The sequence below is a fragment of the Symbiobacterium sp. genome (assembly GCF_040797425.1).
Taxonomy (GTDB): Bacteria; Bacillota; Sulfobacillia; order Symbiobacteriales; family Symbiobacteriaceae; genus Symbiobacterium.
In genome coordinates this window covers 14,643-38,332 of the sequence record NZ_JBFNEH010000030.1, presented here as the reverse complement: position 1 = coordinate 38,332, position 23,690 = coordinate 14,643, and the positions used below count along the sequence as shown (strand labels likewise).

The window sequence follows — 23,690 nt, the reverse complement described above, 5'->3', positions numbered from 1 at the left end:
TGGGTAACGGGAGGGGCGACGACATGCGGGATGCGAGGCCTGGAGGACGGATCGTCATCGCCGGTGGCACGGGCTTCCTGGGAACCAATCTGGCCCGACACCTCTCTGACCTGGGATGCGATGTGGTGGTGCTGGGCCGCCACCGGCCCCGCCGCGCGGTGGCCGGACGCTTCGTCTTCTGGGACGCCCGCACCTTGGGCGACTGGGTGACGGAACTGGACGGTGCAGCCGCACTGGTGAACCTCGCCGGGCGCTCCGTCGACTGCGTCAAGACCCCCGATCACTGCGACGAGATCCTGCGTTCACGGGTGGAGTCCACCCTGGTTCTCGGCCAGGCGGTGCGAAAGGTGAGCCACCCGCCGCCGGTCTGGGTCCAGATGTCCACCGCCCACATTTACGGTGACCCGCCCGAGGCGGTGTGCGACGAGTCGTCCCCGTTCGGGTACGGTCTGGCCCCCTATGTGGGGCGAGCCTGGGAGGAAGCATGCGAGCAGGCGGTTCTGCCGCAGATGCGGTGCGTCGTCCTGCGCACCAGCTTCGTCCTCGGGGTGACGGGCGGTGCCCTGCCGCGGCTGGCCTTTCTGGCCCGGTGCGGCCTCGGCGGGAAGGTCGGACACGGGCGGCAGGGGATCAGCTGGATTCACGAACAGGACATGAACCGGCTCTTCGCCCGGGCCATCGCGGATGAGCGCATGACCGGGGCCTACCTCGCCACGGCGCCCAACCCCGTGTCCAACGCGGAGTTCATGGGGGCCTTGCGCCGGGCACTGCGCGTCCCCATCGGCCTGCCGTCGCCCGGCTGGCTGATCCGGTTCGGGGCGCCGCTGATGCGCACGGACCCGGAACTCGCCCTTTACGGGCGGTACTGCGTCTCACGCCGGCTTCAGAACGAGGGGTTTGCGTTTCTCTTCCCCGACATCGAGTCGGCACTCATGAACCTGTACGGTGCGGCCCGCGCTCGTTGAGCCGGGCGGCAGCCAGCGTGAAGGCTCTCGCTCTGGCCTGGCTCATCCGCCGCTGCAGGACTCTGGTCTCCGTTCCGGCGTGGAAGGCGCACATCCGAACGGGTTTTCGCTTCCGTCGAGGCCCGGCAGGAGGGTTCCGCCCCCTCGGTGCGGAAATAGTAGTGCGTTCGCCAGGCCCAGTTCAGGAGGTTGCGGCCATGAACCTGGAACAGTTTCTCGATCGCCTGCGCAGCGACCCGGCCATCGGGCCGAACATCGCCCACTGGGAGACCCTGCCGTCCGTGGCCGCCCGCTACGGGGAGTGGCCGGACGCGCTGGACGAACGGCTGGTGGCGGTGCTGAAGGAGCGAGGCATCCAGCAGCTGTACTGTCACCAGTCAGAAGCCATTGCCGCCGCCCTGGCCGGCGAGAACACCGTGGTGGTCACGCCCACCGCCTCCGGCAAGTCGATGTGCTACAACCTGCCGGTGCTGAACACCATCCTGCACGAGCCGGCCAGCCGGGCCCTCTACCTCTTCCCCACCAAGGCCCTGGCACAGGACCAGGTGGCCGAGGTGAAGTCGCTGGCCGACCGGCTCGGCGCCGAGATCAAATCGTATGTGTACGACGGCGACACGCCGCCGCAGGTGCGCCAGGTCTGCCGGCAGGCGGGCCATATCGTGATCACCAACCCCGACATGCTCCACACCGGCGTGCTGCCCCACCACACCAAGTGGGTGAAGCTGTTCGAGAACCTCCGGTACGTGGTCATCGACGAGCTGCACCAGTACCGCGGCGTCTTCGGCTCCCACCTGGCCAACCTGCTCCGGCGGCTGCGCCGCATCTGCGACTTCTACGGCAGCAGCCCCGTCTTCCTCTGTTCCTCCGCCACCATCGCCAACCCGAAGGAGCTGGCGGAACGGCTGATCGGCCAGCCGGTGCGGCTCATCGACCAGAACGGCGCCCCCCGGGGCGAGAAGCACTTCCTCTTCGTCAACCCGCCGGTGGTCACTCGCGACGGCCTGCGGGAGCCGGTGGTGAAGACCGCGGCCCGGGTGGCCGGCGAACTGCTCCGCAACGACATCCAGACCATCGTCTTCGCCCGGAGCCGGAACAGCGTGGAGGTGCTCACCGCGTACCTGAAGGAGCGGGTGGGCGGAGAACGGGCGGGCCGGGTGATGGGCTACCGCGGCGGCTACCGGCCCCTGGAGCGGCGGCAGATCGAGGCCGGCCTCCGGCAGGGGAAGATCCTCGGCGTGGTCTCCACCAACGCCCTGGAGCTTGGCATCGACATCGGCCAGCTGGAGGCCTGTGTGATGGCCGGCTACCCCGGCACCATCGCCTCGGCCTGGCAGCAGGCGGGCCGGGCGGGGCGCCGCTCCACCACCTCGCTCACGGTGCTGGTGGGATCCTCCTCCCCGCTGGACCAGTACGTGATGGAGCACCCGGAGTTCTTCTTCCAGCGCGCCCCCGAGCAGGCCCTGATCAACCCCGACAACCTGCTGATCCTCGTGAGCCACCTGAAGTGCGCCGCCTTCGAACTGCCGTTCGTGGAGGGCGAGCGCTTCGGCGTGGAGACCACCGGCGAGATCCTGGACTACCTGGAGGAGGAGCGCATCCTGCGCAAGGTCGGGGGCAAATATCACTGGTCGGCCGAGAACTTCCCGGCCGAGAGCATCAGCCTGCGCAGCGTGGACGCCGAGAACGTGGTGATCATCGACCAGACTGACCCGGCCCGTCCCCAGGTGCTGGGCGAGATCGACCAGCTGGGGGCCATGACGATGGTCCACACCAACGCCATCTACCTCCACCAGGCGGAGCAGTACCACGTGGACAAGCTGGACTGGGACGAGAAGAAGGCCTACGTGCACAAGGTCAACGTGGAGTACTACACCGACGCCCACCTGGCGGTCACCATCAAGCCGCTGGACGTGCTCAAGGAGAAGGAGGAACTGGGCCTCCGGGTCCGCTTCGGCGAGGTGATGACCGCCGCCAAGGCCACCATCTTCAAGAAGATCCGCCTGCACACCCACGAGAACATGGGCTGGGGTAAGATCCACCTGCCTGAGTACCAGATGCACACGGCCGCGTACTGGATCTCCCTGCCCGAGAGCATGTGCGAGGGCTTCACGCAGGACGAGCTGCAGTCGGCCCTGGCCGGCCTGGGCCACCTCCTCCGGGGGCTGGCGCCCCTCTTCCTCATGTGCGACCCCGCCGACCTGCGGTCCGTGGTCCAGGTGCGCTCGCCCTTCGAGGAGGCCCCCACCATCTACCTGTACGACGCCTACCCGGCCGGCATCGGCCTGGGCGAGAAGTGCTACGACCTGCACACCGACCTGCTGGCCACCGCCTACCAGCGGGTGCGCTCCTGCGGCTGCGAGCAGGGCTGTCCCGCCTGCGTGGGACCGGCGGCCGAAACCGGAAACCTCACCGGGGCGAAGGCCGGGGTCATCCGCATCCTGGAGCGGGCGCTGGCCCACCGGAACCTGCAGTAATGCCCTCCTGCCGGACTGACGGTCGGTACCCTGCCGCAGCTTTGCGGGCAGCGGCAGGGTTGATCATCCAAATTGAGGAGGATGGACCATGAAGGTTGAACGGGTCACGATCGAGTACTGCACCCTCTGAGGCTACGACAATCAGGCCGCCAGTGTGGCGGCGGAGCTGGAGGCCGCCTTCCCGGGCGTAAGCGTGGAACTGGTGCGCTCGTCGGGCGGCGTGTTCGAGGTCACCGTGGATGGCCGGCTGGTCTTCTCCAAGAAGGCGCTGGGGCGCTTCCCGGAGCCGGGGGAGGTCGTGCGGCGAATCAAGGGCTGATCAAGTAGGATCACGGCGGGGGGATGGAACGTGGACCTGCGGGAACGCCTGCGGCTGCTCAAGGCGGCGGGAGCCGCCCGCCCCCGCGCGGCCGGGTCCCTCCCTTCGCCTGCACCGGCGGAGGAAACCGCCCCCCGGGACACCACGGACACGGCCCCCCGCCCCTTCCGTCTGGCCGACGGCCTGGAAGGCCACCTGGTGACCACCGTTGCCGGCGAGGCCTTCGTGGTGGAGCACCGCTACCCGCTCACCTACCGGCACGGGCCCCTGCCTCTGGCGTGGCCGCTGGATCTGCCGCCCACGGTCTGGCCGCTGCTCGGCCGGGTCGCGCCGGACTTCGACCTCCGCCGAGCCGCCTTCCTCGACACCGAGACCACCGGCCTCGCCGGGGGGACCGGCACCTACGCCTTCCTGGTGGGCATCGGCTTCTTCCGGGGCGACGAGCTGGTCATTCGGCAGTACTTCCTCCGCGACTACCCGGAAGAGGAGGCCATGCTGACCGCCGTCGCCGCCGACCTGGCGCCGGTCGCCTGCCTGGTGACCTTCAACGGCAAGACCTACGACTGGCCGCTGCTGGAGACCCGCTACCGCATGAACCGGCTCCGCCCGCCCCTCGGCGGGGCGCCGCACCTGGACCTGCTCCACCCGGCCCGACGCATCTGGCGACAACGGCTGGCAAGCTGCAGCCTGCAGGACCTGGAGCGGCAGATTCTGGGCGAGACCCGCGTGGGCGACGTAGCGGGCTCGCAGATCCCCGCCCTCTACTTCGACTACCTTCGCTCCGGCGACGCGGCGCCTCTGGCGCCTGTGCTCCTGCACAACCGCCTCGACATCCTCTCCCTGGTCTCGCTGGCCGGCTGGCTGGGGCACATGGTGGCCGACCCGCTGGGGGCGACGCCCGACGGCGAGCTGCTCTGCGGCGACGACCTCTACCAGCTGGGAAGGCTGTTCGAGGACCGGGGGCTGCTCAGGGAGGCCGTCGCCTGCTACGAGGGCGCCCGCCAGCGGGGAGTCGAGGGCGTGACGGAGACGGCGCTGCTCCGACGCCTCTCTTTTGCGTACAAGCGCGCCCAGGAGCGGCAGCAGGCCGTGGCGATCTGGGAGCAGATGGTCGAAGACGGCGGCCTCTCGCTCTTTCCTTTTATCGAGCTGGCCAAGTACCACGAGCACGTCACCCGGCGCTACGACGTGGCCGAGGAGCTGACGGTGCGAGCGCTGGCCGTGGTGGAGCGCCGGCGGGCCCTGGCCGGCCCGGGCGCGGCGGCGGAGTACCGGGAGGTGCTCCACCGGCTCGAGCGGCTGCGCCGAAAGCAGGGCCGCCCGCGCTCGTAAACGTCACCCGTACATCGTCAGACGCTTCGTATGCGCCCCTGTACATAGACAGGCACCCCCCGGACATAGTCTTGTCCGGGGGGTTGTACCATGCTGTTCATCGACCGGGCGTGGCTCGTGCGCAGGGGCGTGGTGGTCGCCTCGCTCTGCCTCGCGCTGTTCACCGTTTCGCTCCTGCGGAGCTCCGCCTTCCAGCCGACCACCGCCGGCGCGGGGGGCCAGATCGAGGGCCCGCTCACCCGGGCCGACTCGCCCGACGACCGCGTGGCGCTCACGTTCGACGTGACGTGGCAGAAGGAGGAGCTGACCAAGATCCTGAACATCCTGGACGAGGCCGGCGTGAAGGCCACCTTCTTCGTGGGGGGCACGTTCCTGCAGCTCTACCCCGACATGGTGAAGGAGATCGCCCGCCGGGGGCACGAGGTAGGCACGCTCGGCCAGCAGATCCGCGACCTCTCCGGCCTACCCGAGCATGAGATCGTCGCCAACCTGCTGGGCAGCCAGTCGGCCCTGGCCAAGACGCTGGGCGGCCCCGTGCGCTACTTCCGCCCGCCCACCGGCCAGGCGACGCCCGAGGTGCTGACCGCGGCCCGCCAGGCCCGGCTGGTGACGGTGACCTACGCCCTGGACAGCCACGACCACATGGGCCTCACCGCCGACCAGATCGTGCGGCGCGTGGTGCGAGAGGCCCGCCGGGGCGACATCATCCGGCTCACGGCTTCCGATTTCGCACCCGAGACCGCCAAGGCCCTGCCCCGCATCCTGGAGGGGCTGGAGCGGCGCGGATTCAGGGCGGTGCGCCTGTCTGACCTGGTGCCGGCCGATGCGGGGTAGCGCCGCTTCACGACCGCCACTCGGGTGGCGCCAGCAGGTCCGGCTCGGACGAGGACTCCTCCTCTTCCGCCACCGTGCGGCCTTCCACGTCGATCACGTCGCCCGCCTGGTACCGGTCCCGAACCGGGGCCTCCCGGTGCCGGAACGAGGTGAACTGGGTCCGGCCGAAGCGGATGGTCCGCACCCCGCCGTGCTCCTCCACCGCGATGCGGTCACGGAACCAGGGCAGTTTGGCGAGCAGCGGTGCGGCCAGGTAAGCTCCGGCCGCAATGGCGGTCACGGCGGCCACCACCGCCAGCAGGAAGCCCAGCACCGGCAGCACGACGGTCACCAGCAGGAAGAGCACCGCCGCGGCGATCAGAATCCCCGTCAGATTGCGCATGCCGATCCTCCTTTGGGCAGCATCTACCCTTTTAAGTAGACGCACAACTGCGCCGGTGTGTTTGCCGCGAAACGGACATCGACAGCCAAAAGACCGCACCGGACCCGGTGCGGTCTCATGCGCTGCCGCTCAGCGCCCGCCGGCGGTGCCGGGCCGGTGGGCGCAGTAGGGTTCCTCGGCCAGCACGTGGCCGTAGGCATAGTATGCCCGGGCACGGCAACCGCCACAGGCCACCCGGAACTCGCACTCGCCGCACTTGCCGCCCAGCAGGTCGGGGTCCCGCAGCTCCCTGAAAAGTGGGGAGTTCTCCCAGATCTCGGGAAATGGGGTCTGCAGCACGTTGCCGGCAGCCACGGGCAGGTAGCCGCAGGGCTGCACCACGCCGGCGTGGGAGATGAAGCAGACACCGCTGCCGGCCAGGCACCCCCGGGACCCCGCCGCCCGGTTACCCGGTCCGGGCCCGTGGCCGTCCCCCGGCTCCCCTCCCAGGGCGGCCAGCGCCGCCGCCCGGGCCCGGGCCACGGCCCCGGCGCCGCCCTGCTGCCGGAGGATGCGGTGGTACTGGGGCGCGCAGGTTGCCCGCACCTCGATGGTCGTGCGCTCGGAGGTCTCATAGAGCCACTCCAGCAGCGACTCGACCTCCTCCGCCGCCAGCATCTCCCGGTCGGCGATCTGCACGCCGCAGCCCACGGGCACCAGGACGAACAGGTGCGCCGCCGCCGCACCGCAGTCTTCCGCCAGCCGGACGATGGACGGTACCTGGGCCTTGTTGTGCTGCGCGACGGTGATGTTGAGCTGGAACGGAATGCCCTCCGCCTTCAGGTTCTCGATCCCCTGCCAGGCCAGGTCCCACGCCCCCGGGATGCCGCGGAAGCGGTCGTGGACCTCCGGGGTCGCGCCGTCGATGGAAACGGCCACCCGCTGAATCCCCACGTCCTTGATGCGCCGTGCGCTCTCCGGCGTGATCATCGTCGCGTTGGTGGCCAGGGAGATCCGGGCTCCCTTTCGAGATGCGTATTCCGCGATCTCGAACAGGTCGGGTCGGTACAGCGGCTCGCCGCCGGTCAGGACGATCGCCGGGCGGTACGCTCGGGTGATGTCGTCGATCACCTGGAAAACTTGCGCCGTCGAGAGCTCATCCTCCGCCCGCACGGCCTGGGCCTCGGCCCGGCAGTGCTGGCAGGCGAGGTTGCAAGCCTGAGTCAGCTCCCAGAAGATCAGCCGCGGCGCCCCGCCGCCGTGTGCGCGGGGACGGAGTTCCTCGCGCGCCGGCACCGTGCACACTTCGCCTCCCCGATGTCCTGGCATGTCGCACCCCTCCATTTTCGGCCGTTACGTTTATGATAAAGGCTGAATGGAGGGAGTCGAACCCGCCAACCGTACGGATTTTCGGTAGGGATAATGGACTACCCCGGGCGCCACGCGCGCCCGGATGAAGCCCCCATCCGGCACATCGCCGGGAGCCGGCGGCCCGGTCAGTATTCGGCCCGAGGCGGCCTGCTCCTCCGGCCACTCGGCGCCGCCCGCCGACGCCTGCGCCGCGTACAGACTGCTGCAGAACCTGAACACCCCCGCCGCCGCGGGGGTGTTCCTCTTCGGTTCGCCCGAAACTCAGTCCACGTTCGTGATGTACTTGTAGGTGCCGTCCGCCTGGACCTGCAGCAGCACGGCGGACTTGATGGGGTTCCCGAACTCGTCGAAGGAGAGGGATCCGCCCACGGCGGGGAAGTCCTTGGTGGATTGCAGGGCGGCGCGGATGGCCTCACCATCCGTGCTGCCCGCCCGGCCCAGGGCATCCAGCAGCAGGCTCATCGCATCGTATCCCAGCGCCGCGAAGGAGTCGGGCTTCTCCCCGTACTTGGCCTGGAACTTCTGGGCGAAGTTCTGCACGGCCTCGCGGGTGTCCTGATCCGAGTAGTGGGCGGTAAAGTAGCCGCCCGCAAGGGTGGCAAAGTCCAGGTCAGGCGAGTCCCAGCCGTCGCCGCCGATCATCGGCACGTCCAGCCCCTTGTCTTTCGCCGCCTTGGCGATGAGGGAGACGCGGGCGTAGTAGTCCGGCAGATAGAGCACGTCAGGCTGCTGGGCCACCACGTTGGTCATGATGGCGGAAAAGTCGGTGTCGTCGCCGGAATAGGACTGCCAGGCCACCACCGTGCCGCCCCCGGACTCGAAGGTTGTGCGGAAGGACTCGGCGAGGCCGATGGAATAGGCGCTGCCCCTGTCGTACAGAACGGCCGCCCGCTTGACGCCCAGTTCGCTCACGGCGAAGCGGGCCGCCGCGGTGCCCTGGAAGGGGTTGATGAAGCACGCACGGAAGACGAAGGGCTTCCGCGTGCCGTCGTCGTTCATCGTCACCCCCATGGCCGTGGCCGTGCCGGTGATCATGGGCACTTTGTACGACTCGGCCAGCGCGCTGATGGCGATGGTCGGGTCCGACGTCACGGAGCCCACGATTGCGGACACACCGTCCTGCGTGAGCATCCGGGTGGCGATGTTGACCGCCTCGGTGGAGTCCCCGCGGTCATCGCCCACCACCAGTTCGACGCGCTTTCCGCCCGCCATGAAGTCGGCCTCCTCCAGGGCCAGGTCCACACCCATCTTGGCGGAGACGCCGTAGGTCTTGGCCTCGCCGGAGAGCGGGCCGATCCAGCCGATCTTGATGGTGTCGGAGCCGGAACCGGAGCCGGAGGCGCCAGTTGGGGCCGCACCACCGCATGCCGTGAGCGCAACCACCGATACCGCCAGGAAACCTGCCAACCAACGCTTCATGTGTGCTGCCCCCTCTTTACGCCTTATCCGCTGCCAAGCGTCGCACTCCTTCTCTGTCTGAGCTTTGCAGCGGTTGGTATTGAAGAACCGATATTCGGTAAGGGAGCGACAATTCCTTTCGCTACACGGAAAGAAAGCCCATATCCGCACTTTTCCTTAATTGCCACACCAGTCTGACTGGCGGCCTGCATCCACCGGCACCGCATCCGGGCCGCTGGGCTGCTGCCCGACCCGGGGGCACGGCCCGCTCATGGGGCAGAACAAGGAAAGCCCCCGCCGGTGCGGGGGCGTTCGTGTTCGCTGACGATCAGACGGTCGGCGCCGCGTGGCAAGGGCCCTCTGCATGCTCCGGGGCAGCCGTCGGCTGCAGCAGCTCTGCGACCACGGGCGGAAGCTGGAAGGCGGCCCGGTGTACCGCCGGCGTGTACCAGCGGGTGGGCCACGAGGGCACCCGCACCCCCTGCCGCAGGGGGCTGTGCCGCTTCGAGCCGAGCATGAAGCAGTGCAGTCCGCTGGGATAGGTGGGCACCACGGTCAGATAGGGCATGGTGATCGGGAAGATCGACGCCACCACCTGGTAGACGTCGTGAATCAGCTTCTTGTGGAAGAACGGCGAGAGCACCTGGGCCACAAAGAGACCGTCGGGCTTCAGGGCCCGGTAGACGTTCTCGTAGAACGCGCGGTTGAACAGGCCCACGGCCGGGCCCACGGGGTCGGACGAGTCGACCAGGATCACGTCGTACTCCCCGCGCCGCTCGGCCACCCAGGCCAGCCCGTCGCCGATCACCAGGTTCACCTTCGGGTGGTCCAGCCCGCACGCCGTCTCGGGCAGGTAGCGCCGGCACGCCTCCACGACGGCCCGGTCGATCTCCACCATGTCGACCTTCTGCACGGAAGAGTGACGGCACACCTCGCGCGCGGTGCCGCCGTCGCCGCCCCCGATGATCAGGACCCGCTCCGGGTTGGGGTGGGTGAACAGCGGCACGTGTGCGATCATCTCGTGATAAATATACTCATCGCCCACGGTGGTCTGTACGGCACTGTCCAGCACCAGGGCGCGGCCGAAGTCCTCCATCTCCACCAACTGCAGGTGCTGAAACGGCGTCTGCTCTTCGTGCAGCACCCGCCTCACCCGCCACTGGGTGCGATAACCCGGGGTCTGTTCCTCGATCAGCCACTCATCCCGGCTCATTCCCATCCTCCTCTTGCACAACCAACCCAATTGGCCGGTCCCCGATTTTCGCTTCCGGGGAATACGATACACTTACAGTCTACCGGATCCCGTTCATTCTGTCACGTGCCCACAACCCTGACTTGCACGCGGGGTTGTTGGCTGGAGCCCCCTCCGCTCCCCGCCGAAGACGATGCGGCGCACCGGTGGCACCCATGTGCCCCGGTGCGCCGCACGCGCACGCGGTTTCTCCCCCTGCTTCTACCGTCCCAGCAGCACGGCCGGCAGGTCAGCGGGAGCGAAGCGCCGCCCCACGTAGAACGGCCCGAACTCGCCGTACTTGGCCGAGACCTCGTCGAACCGCATCTCGTAGACCAGCTTCTTGATGGGCAGCACGTCCCGGGCGAAGAGCGTCACGCCCCACTCCCAGTCGTCGAGCCCGGTGGAGCCCGTCACCATCTGGGTGACCTGCTCGGCGTAACGGCGTCCGGTCTCGCCGTGCTGCCGCATCATCACACGCCGCTCCTCAAAGGGGGCGGTGTACCAGTTCACCGACTCTCCCCGCCGCTTGCTCATCGGATAGAAGCAGACGTAAGGGTGCGAGGGGATCTTCGGCTTCAGCCGGGCCACGATCGCCGGGCTCTCCATGAGCGCCGCCGGATCGGTGGTGCCGGCCCTGGCGCCGGCCTCGTAGAGGGAGAGTTCCGTCACCGAGAAGTACGAGTACGGCTGCGTGGTGAGGCCGCCCAGCTGGGTGCGGTTGAACCGCCGCTCCAGCGCCTGCAGCTCTTCCAACGACGGACGCAGGTGCAGGAAGAGCAGGTCTGCCTTGTGGCCGATGATGGCGTAGGTCGCGCTGCTCCCCTCCGGTGCGTCGCTCACCTGCTCCGCGGCGGTAAAGAAGGCCTGCGCCTCGGCGATGACCTCCTCCCGCTGGCCGGGCGAGAGCCGGTTCCACGCGGCCCAGTCGATGCGCCGGAAGTCGTGCAGGGCATACCAGCCCTCAATGGTACCGGGAACCTCAGCCATGTGCTCATCCTCCTCCGCTCCGCACACCCCTGTCCCGTCTCAGGCCTTGCGAATGAGGCTGATCAGGTGTTTGATCTCCGGCAGGATCAGCCGCTCCGTCGCCAGGCGCACCGCGCCCTTTGCGCCCGGCAGGCAGAAGACCATCACCCGGTCCATCGCCCCGGCCGCCGCCCGCGACATCACGGCCGCCGAGCCGACCTCCTGGAAGGAGAGCATCCGGAAGAGCTCCCCGAAGCCCTCCAGCTCCTTCGTGAAAAGCGGCCGGCAGGCCTCGATGGTCACGTCGCGCGGCGTCATGCCCGTGCCCCCGGTGAGCACCACGAAGTCGGCCGCCTGGGCCATGTCCACCACCGCGTGCCGGATGGCCCCGATCTCATCCGGAACGATGCGGTAGCCTGCGACCCGGTGACCCGCTCCTTCGATCAGCTCCCGCAGGAGCCGGCCGGACTCGTCGGTGGCCTCGGTGCGGGTGTCGCTCACTGTTATGACGGCGGCTGCGAGCTGTTGGACATGGCTTTCCGCCTCGTGCTTGTGGTCTTGCACGCCCAACGCGTTCATCTCCTTCGTTTCGGCCGGGAGCGGCCGTGGGGTGAGGGGGCTCAGGCGCGCTGCTCCGCCCAGAGGCGCACCAGGTTCAGCCCCACCTCCACCGCCTTCTCCATCCACTGGGCCGAGGCCCACTCGGTGCGGCTGTGGTAGTTCATGCCGCCGGTGAAGAGGTTGGGGCAGGGCAGGCCCATCTCGGTAAGCACCGAGCCGTCGGTGCCGCCGCGAATCGGCTTCTGCACCGGCTCCAGCCCGGCCTCGCGCACGGCCTGCAGGGCCAGCTCCACCACCCGGGGATCCCGGGCGATGCCCGCCTTCATGTTCTTGTAGCCGCCGGTCTGCTCCACGCTCGTCTGGACCCCCGGATAGCGCAGTTCCAGCCCCGCCAGCAGGCTCTCTACGATCGCCTGCTTGTGCGCCAGGCCTTCCTCGGTGAAGTCGCGCAGGAGCAGCTTCACGGTGACCTTCTCGACGTTGCCCGAAATCGCGTCGGCATGGATGAACCCCTCGTACCCGTCGGTGGTCTCGGGCCGCATCGCGGCGGGAATGGCCCGCACGAACTCCGCCGCCTGCTGGACGGCGTTGATCATCACGCCCCGCGCCGTGCCGGTGTGGGCGCTCCGGCCGGTGATGGTGACCTTTAGGTTGCGGGCGTTGAAGTTCTCGCTCTCCACCTCGCCGGGGCCGCTGCCGTCAAAGGTGTAGGCGGCCGCCGCGCCGAAGCCGGCCACGTCGAACTGGCGGATGCCCCTGCCGGTCTCCTCGTCGGGGGTGAACCCGACCCGGATGGTGGGGCGCGGCAACTCGGGCTGGCGGATCAGCCGGCAGAGAACCTCCATGATCTCGGCCACGCCGGCCTTGTCGTCGGCGCCCAGCAGGGTGGAGCCGTCCGAGGTGATGATGTCGTGACCGATGCAGCGCCTGAGCGCCGGGTGCTCCTCGGGCCGCAGCACGGGGCCGGCGGGGAGGCGGATCTCGCCGCCGTCGTAGCCTCTGTGTACCAGGGGCTTCACGCCCCGCCCCGGCGTTCCGGGGTAGGTATCGAAGTGCGCCAGCAGTCCGATGGTCGGCGCACCGTCCCGGTTCCCGGGCAGCGTGGCGGTGACGATGGCGTGCTCGTCCACCTTCACGTCGACGAGGCCCATCGTCCTGAGTTCGGCCTCCAGGAGCCGGGCCATCTCCCACTGGTCCGGGGTGCTGGGCACGCCCTCCGCCCCCTCGGCGGACGGGGAATCGACCTGGACGTAGCGCAGGAACTTGGCCACAACGCCTTCGGAAAGCAGTTGCTCTTTGGTGGGAACGTTCATCAGGGGGGTACCCTCCTTCGAGGTCCGAGTACAGGGACACTACTTCGACTTCACACCCAATGATTCCCTCCATCGGCAAGGCGACAAGCGGAGGGCGGCGGCACAGGAAGGCATCTCCTCCGGCTCCCACCTTCACGTATTCGTTTCCGAGTCTCGCCGCTTCTCCGGCGACCGCGCCTTTCCACCGGTCTCCTGCCGGAGCTGCCCCTGGCGTCAGGAGTGGAAACCCAGTCCGAACCGCAACCGCAACCGTAACGGAGAGTGGCTCAATTCATTATAGTCCGCGGAGGAGGTGTCGCAGAAGTGAGGATGACCCGGTCCATGGCCGCATGGATGCTCCTGATCGCCCTGGGCCTGTGCGGCTGCAGCCAACCGCCCGCCGCTCCCGCGGCCCAGCCCGGCAGCGCCGCCGACCAGCCGCAGGGGGAGACCGGCCGGCAGCCCTTTGCCGGCGAATACGGCGGCGTGACGTTCAAGCCGAGCGTGGAGGCGGCCGACTTCGGGTGCGAGCCGGGCGCAGCGGTAGAGGAGGTTCCCGCTGAAACGGTGATGTCGCCGCTGCTCTTCAGCGCCGACTTCCTGGAACCGGAGTACACGCTGAGCGGCGGAGACCTCGTGGCCGTGTGCCAGGACCGACCGATCGCGTTGGCTCTGGAGGCGGTGGGCGAGGGCAGGCGGCTGCGCATCCAGCGGCTGGCTGGAAAAGCGGTGGTCAACACGGAGGATCCGGAGGAGGCCTTCAGCACCGTCTCCGTGAGCGGCAAGCCGGCCGTTCTGATCCAGCGGGTCCGACCCCGGCCCGACGGTGCGGCCACGGAGCACGACGACTGGCAACTCGTGATCCCTGAGGAGTTCGGCGTGACCGTCATCAGCGCCGTGGGGCTGACCAGGGAGGAGTTGCTCGCGGTCGCAGCCACCCTGTCATGAGCGAGAGCCGAGGGCGCACCTCGGCTCTCGCTGTTACATCGCCACGGCACGATGGGCCACATGCTCACCGCGAACCTTTCCCACCGGGCTTACCGCTTCAACACCTTCTGTAGCGACGTGAGCACCCGGTTCGGAATCACCCGGGAGATGAGCCCTAGGCCCGCCTGCACCAGTTCCAGCACGTCGCCCTCGCCCGGCCAGGCCTCCTGCAGCACCTCACGCGGCACCAGCTTGGCCATCTGTTCCACCGCCAGCAGCGCCAGGCCCAGGTCGTCGATCTCGCCGATCAGCGGGATCGGGTCCGGGATCAGGTCGATGGGCGAGAGGAAGTAGGCCACGGTGGCCCCGGCGATCACCTTGGCACCGGGCGGGACCCGCTCGTCCCGCGCCAGCCGCACCAGCATCACGAAGAAGTCCGGCACCGCCAGGAGCCAGGGAATCAGGGGCTGAGCCCACTGCGGCGCCTTGCTGCTGGCGTAGCGCCGCACCTGCTCGCGCAGGCTCTGGTAGAAGCCCTGGTGCTCGGGAATCGGCTGCTCCTCCCGGCTGGGGACGGGGACCAGGGCCCCTGGCGTCTCAAGCGCCAGGCCGGATGTGTCAATGGGAAAGGCCATCACGTCGGACAGCTCCACGGTGACGGCCAGCGGATCGATCCGCACGCCCTTCAGCCGGAAGCTCACCGGCACGTGTTCGAGCACCTCGCTGAGGTCGAGCCGGTAGACGCCGTCCTGGTACTCGCCGGGCAGGGCCTCGAACGCCTTCTGCAGGGCCATCTCCTTCAGAAACCCGGGCACCAGGCCCATGTTGGTCCAGCTCACGCCCAGCTTGACGAGGTTTCCGGCCGCCGCGATCACGGTGAAGCGCAGCTCCACGGGCACCGCCATGCGCACGGCCTCCACCGGCACGCGCAGGCGCAGGAGCAGCGCCCCCTCGGCCAACTCCACCCGCAGGTCCTGCACGGACCCGGTGGCGAAGCCGGCGAGCGCCTCCTCCAGATCGGTCTCACTCAGGGTCAGCGTTACCGCCGTTGCCCGCAGCAATCGTATCCCTCCACTCCCCCAGGCCGTCCCGGGTGGTCAGCGCCCACGAGGTGCGCTCCCCCGAAGCGTCCCGCCACTCCACCTTCCAGGCCCACCACCCCCGCCCCGTGTCCGGGAAGGGGCTGCCCCGCCGCACCCGCTGCAGGCGGAGCACCTCCCCGCCCCGGCGCTGCACCTCCTCGGTGAGCAGCTGCCGGTCGTGGCGGGTGCGGATAACGGTCACGGCGACGATCGCCGTCACAGCAATCAGAATGACGACCAGGTAGTTCATTATGCTTCACTCCACACCAACTAGATTCGCCTGCCCCCAGAAAGGTTCGGCAGGCCGGGAAGGTCAACCCAGCGAAAAGGGGAAGAATAGGAGTCTCCACAGGAAAGGAAGCCTGACCATGGAACGGCTTGCAGAACCGCTGAACTCGATGGCGCTGGTGCTCTATCAGCCGCAGGACGTGGTAAACGTGGCCGCCATCATCCGGGCGATGTCCAACTTCGGCCTCGCCGACCTGCGCCTGGTGGAGCCGGCCGCCTTCGACCCATACCGCATCGCCGGCATCGCCCACCACACCGAGCCGCTCATCGAGCGCACCCGGCGCTTTCCCACGCTGGACGCCGCCCTGGCGGACTGCGGCCTGGTGCTGGGCACCACCGGCCGGCCCCGGGTGCAGGAGTACCCGGTCTACACCCCGCGGGAGGCCGCCCGGGAGGTGCTGACCCGGGCCCGGCAGCAGCGCGTGGCCATCCTGTTCGGACCGGAGCAGGACGGTCTCCCCAACGAGGCGCTGGGCCGCTGCCACGGGGTGATCACGATCCCCACGCACCCCTTCAACCACTCCCTCAACCTGGCCCAGGCGGCGGTGGTGATCGCATACGAACTCTGGGTCGCCGCCAGCGGGGCCGCCAGCCACCCCAGGGCGCAAGGTGAGGGCGGCGCTTCCGGAGCCACCCCTGACCGGGTCGCCCACGCGGGTGCCGCAGCCGATCCTGCCCTGGCCGGCACCCTGCCGGCGAAAGGCCCCTCCGTTCCCGGCGCCGGCGAAACGGCGGAACCGCTGGCCAGCGGGGCCGAGCGGGAGGCCCTCTTCGCCAGCCTGGAGGGGCTGCTCGTCGCCCTCTACCCGGGCGGCAGTCCGGCGCGCCGCGCCCAGGCGCTTGCCCGCCTGCGGGCCCTGCTGATGCGGGCGCAGCCCACCCGGGCCGAGGCTGCGGCACTCACCAACCTGCTGCGCCACGCCGCCCGGGCGTGCAGCGGCGGGCGCGGAGGCAACCGCTCCCAACCATGACTTGAATTTTCCCGCTCCCGCCGGCGTTCCCCTGCTTCCAGCCGGGTAGCATGACCGGGCCTGACGCGGACATACCCTCCTATCAGAGGAGGGTATTGCCATTATGTCGACCATGACCGTGAGGGTCGCGAACCCGTTCCTGCTCCGGGGCTCTCTCGAGGTGGCGCTGGAGGTCGCCCGCATGGACCTGGCGATCGCCGAGGTCGAGGCCGTGCGCGGCTTCCTCACCACCCTGCCCCATTCGGTGCGCCCGGCCGACCTCTCCATCGCCGCCCACGAGGCCAGGGCGGTGCTGCTCGCCATCCGCTACTTCGCCCATTCCCGCACCCGCTACTGGCTGCGGGAGGAGATGGTGGCCGCGCTGCGTGATCTGGAGTGCGCCCTGCTGCGCCCCCTGCGGGAGGCCGCGGAGAGCGATGACCAGGAGTAGCGGGCGGCGGGGCTAGGCCTCCCGTTCCGCAATCAGCGCCAGGATGCGCTCCAGCGTCTCCTGCCGCATCCTCTCGATGGCTGCGAAGTCCATGTGCGGGATGTAGCACCGCTCCAACTCGTCGTGGAGAGCTTTCGCCCGGCCGAGGTGGTGCATCTCCCGTTCGATGGCGGCCCGGTAGGCCGCCTCCGCGGCGGCGATGTCGGCTGCGAAGCCCCTCAGCTTCTCCCGGTCGAGGAAGGCAGACGTATCGATCACCTCGTCGCCGGGCCGGGGGGTGTACTCGTGCGGCCAGGTCGAGGTGATCACCCCGGCGGACGTCTCGTGCACCCGCAGGTGGTCCAGCCGCTCCGGGTACATGGTGCAGTGGAACAGGTCCACCCGGTATCCCCGGGCGAGGGCGGCATCGGCCACCCGGTCCAGGATCGTCTTCTGGCCCGTGCCGGGCGGCCCGGTGAGCACGATGCGCCGGTCCAGGTGGTCGAAGAGCGGGCCCAGCCAGTGCCGCGCCCCGTCGTAGGTGATGGCCGAGGCGAAGAGTCGGCGGGGGCGCCCTGCGGAAGGTCGCCCGGTGGGTGACTCGGCGGCGCCGGCACGCGCGCCTGCCCTGTCCCGGGCGGGCGCCACCGCCGCGATCAGATCCTCACTGGTCTCGTACACCCGGCCCATGTCGAGGCACTCCCGGTGGTAGGCCGCCCACTCCTCCAGCCACGCCAACGCCGCCCGGCGGGCGTCCCGGGCCCGTTGGAACCAGAACTTGTAGCCGCGGGTGAGCCGCACGATCTCCCGCTTCACTTCCGGATGCCGCAGCGCCGCCTCGTCCCAGCACTGCCCCAGGTTGATGATCTCGTCCACCGCCGCCGGGAAGTTCGGGTCCACCACGTGTGGGGCGGTGCCATCCATCACCGCGGCATCCGCCGCAGGGATGTAGACCGCGTCGATGGCGTCGTTGTCTGCGGAGCAGTGGAAGTACTCCACATCGTAACCCCGGGCCAGCAGCTCCTCCGCAATGCGCTTCATGAAGGTGGACTTGCCGGTGCCGGGGCCACCCTTCAGGATGAAGACCCGGTTGGCGTCGGACGTTGCAATCTGGTCGTACCGGGAGTAGAAGCCCTGCGGGGTGTTGGCCCCCGCGAAGTAGTGGCTTACAGAACCACGCTTCGTCATGCAGACACTCCTCTCGCCTTCAGGCTGGGCCACGACTGCCCAGCCTATGCAGGCGAACGGCGCAGCGTGCCCCCGCGCCGCTCCGGGCCCGGGCGTCACCTGTGCGCCTGTACACATACGAACCGCTCGTGGCTGTGCATGACAGCCCCGGGGCGGTCCGTTGCGCCTTGTGGTCCATCGCCGGACACGGGGCACCCCGGGCGACGGGTTCCGCCCGGAGTGACGTGCTTCCTGTGCTGTTCCCGCTACTCCACGGCTGCCGCGACCTCCCGGATCATCTCGGAGACCGAGACCAGGCCGCCGCCGGAGAGATACCAGTAGTTGGGGTCGAGGTAGATGATCTTGCCGTTCTTGTAAGCGTTGGTGGCCTTCACCAGGTCGTTGTTGAAGGTGTCCCTGGCCGGCTGGCCGCCGCCGGAAACCACCGCCGCCCGGTCGATGACGAAGATGTAGTCGGGGTTCTTCTCCTTCACGTACTCAAACGAGACCTGCTGGCCGTGCGTGGAGACCTCGATGGTCTCGTCGGCCGCCGGGAAGCCCAGCACGTCGTGGATGAGGGCGAAGCGGGAGCCGGGGCCGTAGGCGCTGATCGCCTTGTCGTTGGAGAGCAGGATCAGAGCCTTCTTGTCCGTGGCCTCCACCTTGCTCCGCACCTCGGCCACCAGATCGTCGATCTTCCTCAGCTCGGCCGCCACCTGCTCCTCCTTCTGGAAGATCTTGCCGATGTACTCCATGTTCCGCTTGAACGAGCCCATGTAGTCCTGGAAGTCCAGCGCCATGTAGATGGTGGGGGCGAGCTCGCTCAGCGCCTCGTAGTGGGTGGCCGTGCGGCCGGAGATGATGATCAGGTCCGGGTCGAGGGCGCTCAGGGCCTCGAAGTCGGGCTCCTGCAGGGTGCCGGCGTTCACGTACTTGTCGTCACGGTACTGGGCGAGGTAGGGCGGCACGTTCTCCTTGGGCAGGGCCGCGACCTCCACCCCGAGCAGATCCAGGGTGTCCAGGATGCCGAAGTCGAAGACGACCACCTTCCCGGGGTTCACGGGGACGGACGTCTCGCCGAGCTGATGGGGAACCAGGACCTCGGTCGGCTGCTGGGACTTCTCGGCCGCGGACGGCAGGTTCTCCGTCGCAGCCGGCTCGCCGGACGAGCCCGCCTGCTGCCCGCTGGCGCTGCCATTGGCGGACGGCCGCGAAGTGGACGCGTTACCGCCACAAGCTACGACGAAGAAGACCAGGAGGAGCAGCATGCCGACCAGGGAAACCTTGCGCTTCATCCGATACCACCTCATGACTGGGATTGGAGGGCAGGGGCGTCTCACAGAGCGGCAACCTGCTGGCCGGTGAAGTAGATGCACACCCGGCAGCCGCCTACCGTCTCGATCGGAATCTCCATTTCGTAGATTTCGCCCAACACGTCGGAGCGGATCAGGTCGTCGGGGGTACCCATGGCCGCCACCCGGCCGTTCTTGAGGGCGACGATCTTGTCGGAGTAGGCCGAGGCGAAGTTGACGTCGTGCAGCACCAGCACGACGGTCTTCCCCAGCTCATCGGCCATCCGGCGCATGATGCGCATGATCTGCACCGCATGCTTCATGTCCAGGTTGTTCAGCGGCTCGTCCAGGAGCACGTACTTGGTGTCCTGCGCCAGCACCATGGCGATAAAGGCCCGCTGCCGCTGCCCGCCGCTGAGCTGGTCCATGTACTTGTGCTGGATGTCGCCCAGGTCCATCCAGGCGATGGCCTCTTCGACCCGCTCCCGGTCCTCGGGCGTGAGCCGCCCCTGGCTGTGGGGGAAGCGGCCGAACTCCACCAGCTCCCGCACCGTGAGCCGGACGTTCAGGTGGTGCGTTTGCTTCAGGATCGCCAGCCGGCGGGCCAGTTCCTCGGAGCGGTACTGGCCGATTTCCCGGCCGTCGATGAGGATCTGCCCCGCGTCCTTCGGAAGCAGCCGGCTCATGAGCGAAAGCAGGGTGCTCTTGCCCGCCCCGTTGGGCCCGATGAACGTGGTCACCCGGCCCCTGGGGATGTCCAGCGAGACGTCGTGGAGAACCCGCTTCGGCCCGAAGGACTTACACACGCCCTTCACCCTTACCATGCCGCTCTCTCCTTCAACACCAAGTACAGGAAGTAGATGCCGCCGACGAAGTTCACGATTACGCTGATCGGGGTGGAGTAGGCGAACACCCGCTCCATGACCAGCTGTGCACCCACCAGGAGAATCGTGCTCAGGGCGATGGCCGCTGCGATCAGGGGCCCGCGCCGGTACGTGTCGAGCATGTGGTAGCTGGCGTTGGCCACCAGAAGACCCAGGAAGGTGATCGGCCCCACCAGCGCCGTGGAGGCGGCCATCAGGACGGCCACGATGATGAGCATCCGCCGCACAACCGGCCCGTAGTCAACACCCAGGTTGATGGCATGGTCCCGCCCCAGGGCGACGGCATCCAGGGCCCGCACGTGGCGGAGGCCGTACAGCATCACGGGGATCGTGATCCCTCCGCCGAAGAGCAGGAGGTCGCTGTTCACCCGGCTGACGCTGGCAAAGAGCCGCGTCTGCAGGCCGCTGTACTCGTTGGGGTCGATCAGCACCTGCAGGAAGGTGGTGAGGCTCCCGAACAGCGTGCCCATCACGATGCCCACCAGCAGCAAGAAGTGCAGGTTCGTGCCGTCTTTGCGGAACAGCACCCGGTAGAGCACCAGGGCGAACCCGATCATCAACGCCACCGTGAGGGCGAAGTTGATCTGCTTGTCGACAAACTGCAGGGTCGTGGAGCCCCAGAGGAAAACCAGCGCCGTCTGGAAGAGCTGGTAGACCGCGTCCATGCCGATGATGGATGGCGTGAGAATGCGGTTGTTGGTGATGGTCTGGAAGACGATCGTGGCGTAGGCGATGGCTGCCCCGGTGAGGGTGATCGCCAGCACCTTGAGGGTGCGAAGCCGCAGAATGTACTGGATGTTGCCCTTCAGCGGGACGAACAGGTAGAGGCAGACGACGGCCAGCGCCAGACCAAGGAGAATGCCGAGGATGACGAGGTTGCGCCTATGCTTCACTGGTCCGCTGTCCTTTCCATAGCAAGTACAGGAACATGGCGCTGCCGATGACCCCGACCGTGAGCCCGATGGGCACCTCGTAGGGGAAGATGATCAGCCTGCCCACGATGTCACAGGCCAGCAGGAAGACCGCCCCCACCAGGGCAGTGAGCGGCAGGTTGCGCCTGAGATGGTCACCCTGAAACATCGAGACCAGATTAGGGATGATGAGACCCAAGAAGGGCAGCATGCCCACCGTGAGGATGACCACCGCGGAGACCAGTGACACCAGGGCGAGCCCGATATTGACGACCCGCTTGTAGTTCACCCCGAGGTTGATGGCGAAATCCTCGCCCATGCCGGCGATGGTGAACTTGTTGGCGTAGACGTAGGCGGCGAGAACGGCCGGCACGGCCAGATAGAGAAGTTCGTAGCGGCCCTTGATCACCAGGGCGAAGTTGCCCTGGAGCCACGTGGTGACCGCCTGGAGCAGGTCGTACCGGTAGGCGAAGAATGTCGTGATTGAGCTCACAATATTGCCGAACATCAGTCCCACCAGCGGGATGAAGACGGCGTCTTTGAACTTGATTCGGTCGAGGATGAGCATGAACAGGTACGTGCCCGCCAGGGCGAAGAGCAGGGCCAGGATCATCTTCTGCATCGTGGAGGCCGAGCCGAAGAGGATCATCGCCACGAGGATCCCGAGGCGGGCCGAGTCGTCGGTACCGGAGGTGGTGGGCGACACGAACTTGTTGCGGGAGAGCTGCTGCATGATGAGACCGGCCACCCCCATGCCCACGCCGGCCAGGATAATGGCGGCGGTGCGGGGAACACGGCTGGTCAGGAGTACCATCACCTGGTCGTCGTCCAGGCGGAAAAGGCCGCTCAGGCGCACGTCTGTGACGCCGACGAAGAGCGAGGCCGCCGTGAGCAACACCAGTGCCGCGCTAAGTACAGGAATCAGCAGCGAACGTTTCACGCAGACCGCACACCCATCGCAGCGCTCCTCCCCTTGTAATGCGAGTGATAATCATTCTCAGTGCCGTCGCCCTGATCATACCGTATCTACGGCTACCACCGAATGGACATTCCTGAAACCTACATGGAACATCCTTGCTAAACTGTGTTGTATAGAATGTTTATCTCCAACAGGTGCAGGATAAGCTGCTCTACCAGGTGCTCGTAGGTGGCCGCGTCGTCGCCGCCCTCCCAGCGCACCACGACGCACCCGGCCCCCGGCCGTTCGCCTACCCGCTCCAGCCAGGCCGCCTCGATGCCGCCCTCCGGCCCCTCCCGGCCCTGCAGGAAGAGCGCCGCCGGGCAGCCCAGGCCCGCCACCTCGTCCAGCGTGCCCAGCCGTGTCTCGCTCAGATCGGCGACGCCGTCCCACGGCATGAATCCGGCCGCTACGTAGAGCAGCTCGCCCAGCCCGGGGTGGCGTGCGCCGAAGACGCGGTATCCGTCCTCGCCCACCCCCACCACCAGGCAAGGCGCCTCCCGGAACCGCCTGCGCACCAGCGCCCGCAGATGGCAGAGCCGCTGGTCCATCAGCGCCAGCCAGTGGCCGGCCACACCCTCCAGGCCCAGCCGTTCCCCCAGCCGCTGTACCCGCTCACGCCAACCCTGGAACCGCGGCTCCCCGGGTGCACCGGACTCTGCGTGCTCCGGGGCCGCGCCCCCGGAAGCGGCGCTGAGGCCGAAGATGGCCAGGTCGCCTGCAGGCGCCGGCACGGGCGGACCCGAACGCGCCAGCTGTGCAAACGCGCTGGGCGAGAGCCCCATCTCCCGCTTGAACACCCGGCTGAAGTAAAGCTCGTCGGCGTAGCCCACGGCGTGGGCCACCTCCGCCACCGAGCGGAACTCCCCGGCCAACAGGCGCAGGGAGCGCCGAAGCCGCACCGCAGAGAGGTACTTGTGCGGGGTGAGCCCGGTGAGCTCCCGAAAGGCCTGGTAGAAGCGGTGCGGGCTCACCCCCGATGCGCGGGCGATCGTCTCGATGTCGTACTCCTGGTCGCAGTGCGCGGCCATCTGCCGGCGTACCTGGTCCGCATAGGCCAGCAGCGGGCCTGAGGCTGCACGCGTCCGCACCCCGCTGAGGTACGCCGCCATCAACTCGTGGAGGTGCGCCTGGGCGCGCAGGAAGGCGATCACGTCAGCCGGCCCGGCTTCACCCCAGTCGGCCGCCGCACCGCTCAGGCCTGCACCCGCCCCCTCCAGCACGTGCGCGGCGCCCGGCAGCCGCACGGGCACGGGAGGACCCATCCGCGAGGCGTACCGCTCCAGCCCGTCGCCCTCGGCCTCGAACTCCAGCAGGTGCAGTTCGGCCGACTGGTCGCAGGCGCTCCGAATGCGCGCCTGTTCGCCCGGGCAGAGCAGCAGCACCTCGCCCGGCTCCAGCCGGCAGGCCCAGCGGCTCCGGGGCCCATCCCCCACGACGCTCGCGCACCCGCCGCTCAGCCAGATGAACCGGCCATGGCGGGCCGCCGGGACGTCGAGCACCCGCCGGGCGCCGACCACCAACTGCCGCCCGCCGAGGCACCGGAGCACGGGTAGGCCGCCGAGATCGCCCATCCTTCACTTCCCCCCGCTGCATCACGCTCCAATGAGTATAACTGATAACGGTTATCAGTATCAAGGAATGGGGTCCCTGCAGGTTTTGGGCACAAGAAAAACCCGGACGAGCAGATGCTC

At 68.4% G+C, this 23,690-nt stretch carries 23 protein-coding genes; 8 read left to right on the top strand and 15 right to left on the bottom strand.

All coding sequences use genetic code 11. The features are described from left to right. Positions 1–23 precede the first annotated feature (23 nt). The 5 genes from AB2385_RS10680 (at position 24) to AB2385_RS10660 (ending at position 5,924) form a co-directional block, all read left to right on the top strand. The gene (locus AB2385_RS10680; protein WP_367654976.1) at positions 24–965 is read left to right on the top strand and encodes a TIGR01777 family oxidoreductase; all 942 of its coding nucleotides are present in this window, start codon (positions 24–26) and stop codon (positions 963–965) included. Between the two features lie 197 nt (positions 966–1,162). After that, positions 1,163–3,439 carry a DEAD/DEAH box helicase gene (locus AB2385_RS10675; RefSeq protein ID WP_367654975.1) on the top strand — a complete coding sequence of 759 codons (2,277 nt, stop codon included), beginning with the start codon at positions 1,163–1,165 and terminating at the stop codon, positions 3,437–3,439. A gap of 88 nt (positions 3,440–3,527) precedes the next feature. Beyond that, on the top strand, positions 3,528–3,758 hold the full coding sequence (locus AB2385_RS10670) for a SelT/SelW/SelH family (seleno)protein (protein ID WP_367654974.1): 231 nt from the start codon (positions 3,528–3,530) through the stop codon (positions 3,756–3,758). A gap of 30 nt (positions 3,759–3,788) precedes the next feature. Further along, on the top strand, positions 3,789–5,090 hold the full coding sequence (locus tag AB2385_RS10665) for a ribonuclease H-like domain-containing protein (protein WP_367654973.1): 1,302 nt from the start codon (positions 3,789–3,791) through the stop codon (positions 5,088–5,090). Positions 5,091–5,180: 90 nt separating this feature from the next. Continuing rightward, positions 5,181–5,924 carry a polysaccharide deacetylase family protein gene (locus AB2385_RS10660; RefSeq protein ID WP_367654972.1) on the top strand — a complete coding sequence of 248 codons (744 nt, stop codon included), beginning with the start codon at positions 5,181–5,183 and terminating at the stop codon, positions 5,922–5,924. Between the two features lie 7 nt (positions 5,925–5,931). On the opposite strand, the gene AB2385_RS10655 is transcribed toward AB2385_RS10660, so the two are convergent. The 7 genes from AB2385_RS10655 to pepT all read right to left on the bottom strand — a co-directional run bounded on the left by AB2385_RS10655 (position 5,932) and on the right by pepT (position 13,128). Then, positions 5,932–6,306, bottom strand: coding sequence for a hypothetical protein (locus AB2385_RS10655; protein WP_367654971.1), 375 nt, complete (start codon positions 6,304–6,306; stop codon positions 5,932–5,934). Between the two features lie 129 nt (positions 6,307–6,435). After that, positions 6,436–7,614 carry a radical SAM protein gene (locus AB2385_RS10650; protein WP_367654970.1) on the bottom strand — a complete coding sequence of 393 codons (1,179 nt, stop codon included), beginning with the start codon at positions 7,612–7,614 and terminating at the stop codon, positions 6,436–6,438. 303 nt (positions 7,615–7,917) lie between these two features. Continuing rightward, the gene (locus tag AB2385_RS10645; RefSeq protein ID WP_367654969.1) at positions 7,918–9,075 is read right to left on the bottom strand and encodes an ABC transporter substrate-binding protein; all 1,158 of its coding nucleotides are present in this window, start codon (positions 9,073–9,075) and stop codon (positions 7,918–7,920) included. Between the two features lie 307 nt (positions 9,076–9,382). After that, positions 9,383–10,267 (bottom strand): polyamine aminopropyltransferase, encoded by an 885-nt coding sequence (gene speE / locus AB2385_RS10640; RefSeq protein WP_367654968.1) that lies wholly within the window; start codon positions 10,265–10,267, stop codon positions 9,383–9,385. 240 nt (positions 10,268–10,507) lie between these two features. Then, positions 10,508–11,275, bottom strand: coding sequence for a hydrogen peroxide-dependent heme synthase (hemQ, locus tag AB2385_RS10635; RefSeq protein ID WP_367654967.1), 768 nt, complete (start codon positions 11,273–11,275; stop codon positions 10,508–10,510). Positions 11,276–11,314: 39 nt separating this feature from the next. Further along, entirely contained in the window at positions 11,315–11,818 is a 504-nt protein-coding gene (locus AB2385_RS10630; protein WP_367654984.1) for a molybdenum cofactor biosynthesis protein B, read from the bottom strand. 56 nt (positions 11,819–11,874) lie between these two features. Then, a complete protein-coding gene (pepT, locus tag AB2385_RS10625) occupies positions 11,875–13,128 on the bottom strand; it encodes a peptidase T (protein WP_367654966.1) in 1,254 nt (417 codons plus the stop codon). A 321-nt stretch (positions 13,129–13,449) separates the two neighbouring features. Between pepT and AB2385_RS10620 the strand changes: the two genes are divergently transcribed. After that, positions 13,450–14,055 (top strand): hypothetical protein, encoded by a 606-nt coding sequence (locus AB2385_RS10620; RefSeq protein ID WP_367654965.1) that lies wholly within the window; start codon positions 13,450–13,452, stop codon positions 14,053–14,055. Positions 14,056–14,144: 89 nt separating this feature from the next. Here the strand turns inward: AB2385_RS10620 and AB2385_RS10615 are convergent, their stop codons facing one another. Further along, positions 14,145–15,095, bottom strand: coding sequence for a YkvA family protein (locus tag AB2385_RS10615; RefSeq protein WP_367654964.1), 951 nt, complete (start codon positions 15,093–15,095; stop codon positions 14,145–14,147). Continuing rightward, positions 15,058–15,366 (bottom strand): hypothetical protein, encoded by a 309-nt coding sequence (locus tag AB2385_RS10610; RefSeq protein WP_367654963.1) that lies wholly within the window; start codon positions 15,364–15,366, stop codon positions 15,058–15,060. The genes AB2385_RS10615 and AB2385_RS10610 overlap by 38 nt, the downstream gene beginning before the upstream one ends. A 118-nt stretch (positions 15,367–15,484) precedes the next feature. On the opposite strand from AB2385_RS10610, the gene AB2385_RS10605 reads away from it, so the two are divergent. Beyond that, positions 15,485–16,375 carry an RNA methyltransferase gene (locus tag AB2385_RS10605; protein ID WP_367654962.1) on the top strand — a complete coding sequence of 297 codons (891 nt, stop codon included), beginning with the start codon at positions 15,485–15,487 and terminating at the stop codon, positions 16,373–16,375. A 103-nt stretch (positions 16,376–16,478) separates the two neighbouring features. Next, a complete protein-coding gene (locus AB2385_RS10600; protein WP_367654961.1) occupies positions 16,479–16,805 on the top strand; it encodes a hypothetical protein in 327 nt (108 codons plus the stop codon). A 12-nt stretch (positions 16,806–16,817) separates the two neighbouring features. On the opposite strand, the gene AB2385_RS10595 is transcribed toward AB2385_RS10600, so the two are convergent. The 6 genes from AB2385_RS10595 to AB2385_RS10570 all read right to left on the bottom strand — a co-directional run bounded on the left by AB2385_RS10595 (position 16,818) and on the right by AB2385_RS10570 (position 23,570). Beyond that, positions 16,818–17,972, bottom strand: coding sequence for a PRK06851 family protein (locus AB2385_RS10595; RefSeq protein WP_367654960.1), 1,155 nt, complete (start codon positions 17,970–17,972; stop codon positions 16,818–16,820). Positions 17,973–18,217: 245 nt separating this feature from the next. Beyond that, positions 18,218–19,246: a siderophore ABC transporter substrate-binding protein gene (locus AB2385_RS10590; RefSeq protein WP_367654959.1), complete on the bottom strand. Its 1,029-nt coding sequence runs from the start codon at positions 19,244–19,246 to the stop codon at positions 18,218–18,220. A 41-nt stretch (positions 19,247–19,287) separates the two neighbouring features. Next, positions 19,288–20,067: an ABC transporter ATP-binding protein gene (locus tag AB2385_RS10585; protein WP_367654958.1), complete on the bottom strand. Its 780-nt coding sequence runs from the start codon at positions 20,065–20,067 to the stop codon at positions 19,288–19,290. Further along, complete coding sequence (locus AB2385_RS10580; RefSeq protein ID WP_367654957.1) at positions 20,061–21,020, bottom strand: iron chelate uptake ABC transporter family permease subunit; 960 nt, start codon at positions 21,018–21,020, stop codon at positions 20,061–20,063. Before AB2385_RS10580 ends, AB2385_RS10585 begins: the two co-directional genes overlap by 7 nt. After that, entirely contained in the window at positions 21,010–21,978 is a 969-nt protein-coding gene (locus AB2385_RS10575; protein WP_367654956.1) for an ABC transporter permease, read from the bottom strand. The genes AB2385_RS10580 and AB2385_RS10575 overlap by 11 nt, the downstream gene beginning before the upstream one ends. 137 nt (positions 21,979–22,115) lie before the next feature. Further along, on the bottom strand, positions 22,116–23,570 hold the full coding sequence (locus AB2385_RS10570; protein WP_367654955.1) for a helix-turn-helix domain-containing protein: 1,455 nt from the start codon (positions 23,568–23,570) through the stop codon (positions 22,116–22,118). Positions 23,571–23,690 lie beyond the last annotated feature (120 nt).

Excerpts from the sequence above, each read along its gene's own strand:
- AB2385_RS10680 (WP_367654976.1), top strand. The coding sequence starts at position 24 with ATGCGGGATGCGAGGCCTGGAGGACGGATCGTCATCGCCGGTGGCACG.
- AB2385_RS10675 (WP_367654975.1), top strand. The coding sequence starts at position 1,163 with ATGAACCTGGAACAGTTTCTCGATCGCCTGCGCAGCGACCCGGCCATC.
- AB2385_RS10660 (WP_367654972.1), top strand. The coding sequence starts at position 5,181 with ATGCTGTTCATCGACCGGGCGTGGCTCGTGCGCAGGGGCGTGGTGGTC.
- AB2385_RS10655 (WP_367654971.1), bottom strand. The coding sequence starts at position 6,306 with ATGCGCAATCTGACGGGGATTCTGATCGCCGCGGCGGTGCTCTTCCTG.
- AB2385_RS10650 (WP_367654970.1), bottom strand. The coding sequence starts at position 7,614 with ATGCCAGGACATCGGGGAGGCGAAGTGTGCACGGTGCCGGCGCGCGAG.
- AB2385_RS10645 (WP_367654969.1), bottom strand. The coding sequence starts at position 9,075 with ATGAAGCGTTGGTTGGCAGGTTTCCTGGCGGTATCGGTGGTTGCGCTC.
- speE (WP_367654968.1), bottom strand. The coding sequence starts at position 10,267 with ATGAGCCGGGATGAGTGGCTGATCGAGGAACAGACCCCGGGTTATCGC.
- hemQ (WP_367654967.1), bottom strand. The coding sequence starts at position 11,275 with ATGGCTGAGGTTCCCGGTACCATTGAGGGCTGGTATGCCCTGCACGAC.
- pepT (WP_367654966.1), bottom strand. The coding sequence starts at position 13,128 with ATGAACGTTCCCACCAAAGAGCAACTGCTTTCCGAAGGCGTTGTGGCC.
- AB2385_RS10620 (WP_367654965.1), top strand. The coding sequence starts at position 13,450 with ATGGCCGCATGGATGCTCCTGATCGCCCTGGGCCTGTGCGGCTGCAGC.
- AB2385_RS10610 (WP_367654963.1), bottom strand. The coding sequence starts at position 15,366 with ATGAACTACCTGGTCGTCATTCTGATTGCTGTGACGGCGATCGTCGCC.
- AB2385_RS10605 (WP_367654962.1), top strand. The coding sequence starts at position 15,485 with ATGGAACGGCTTGCAGAACCGCTGAACTCGATGGCGCTGGTGCTCTAT.
- AB2385_RS10600 (WP_367654961.1), top strand. The coding sequence starts at position 16,479 with ATGTCGACCATGACCGTGAGGGTCGCGAACCCGTTCCTGCTCCGGGGC.
- AB2385_RS10595 (WP_367654960.1), bottom strand. The coding sequence starts at position 17,972 with ATGACGAAGCGTGGTTCTGTAAGCCACTACTTCGCGGGGGCCAACACC.
- AB2385_RS10590 (WP_367654959.1), bottom strand. The coding sequence starts at position 19,246 with ATGAAGCGCAAGGTTTCCCTGGTCGGCATGCTGCTCCTCCTGGTCTTC.
- AB2385_RS10585 (WP_367654958.1), bottom strand. The coding sequence starts at position 20,067 with ATGGTAAGGGTGAAGGGCGTGTGTAAGTCCTTCGGGCCGAAGCGGGTT.
- AB2385_RS10570 (WP_367654955.1), bottom strand. The coding sequence starts at position 23,570 with ATGGGCGATCTCGGCGGCCTACCCGTGCTCCGGTGCCTCGGCGGGCGG.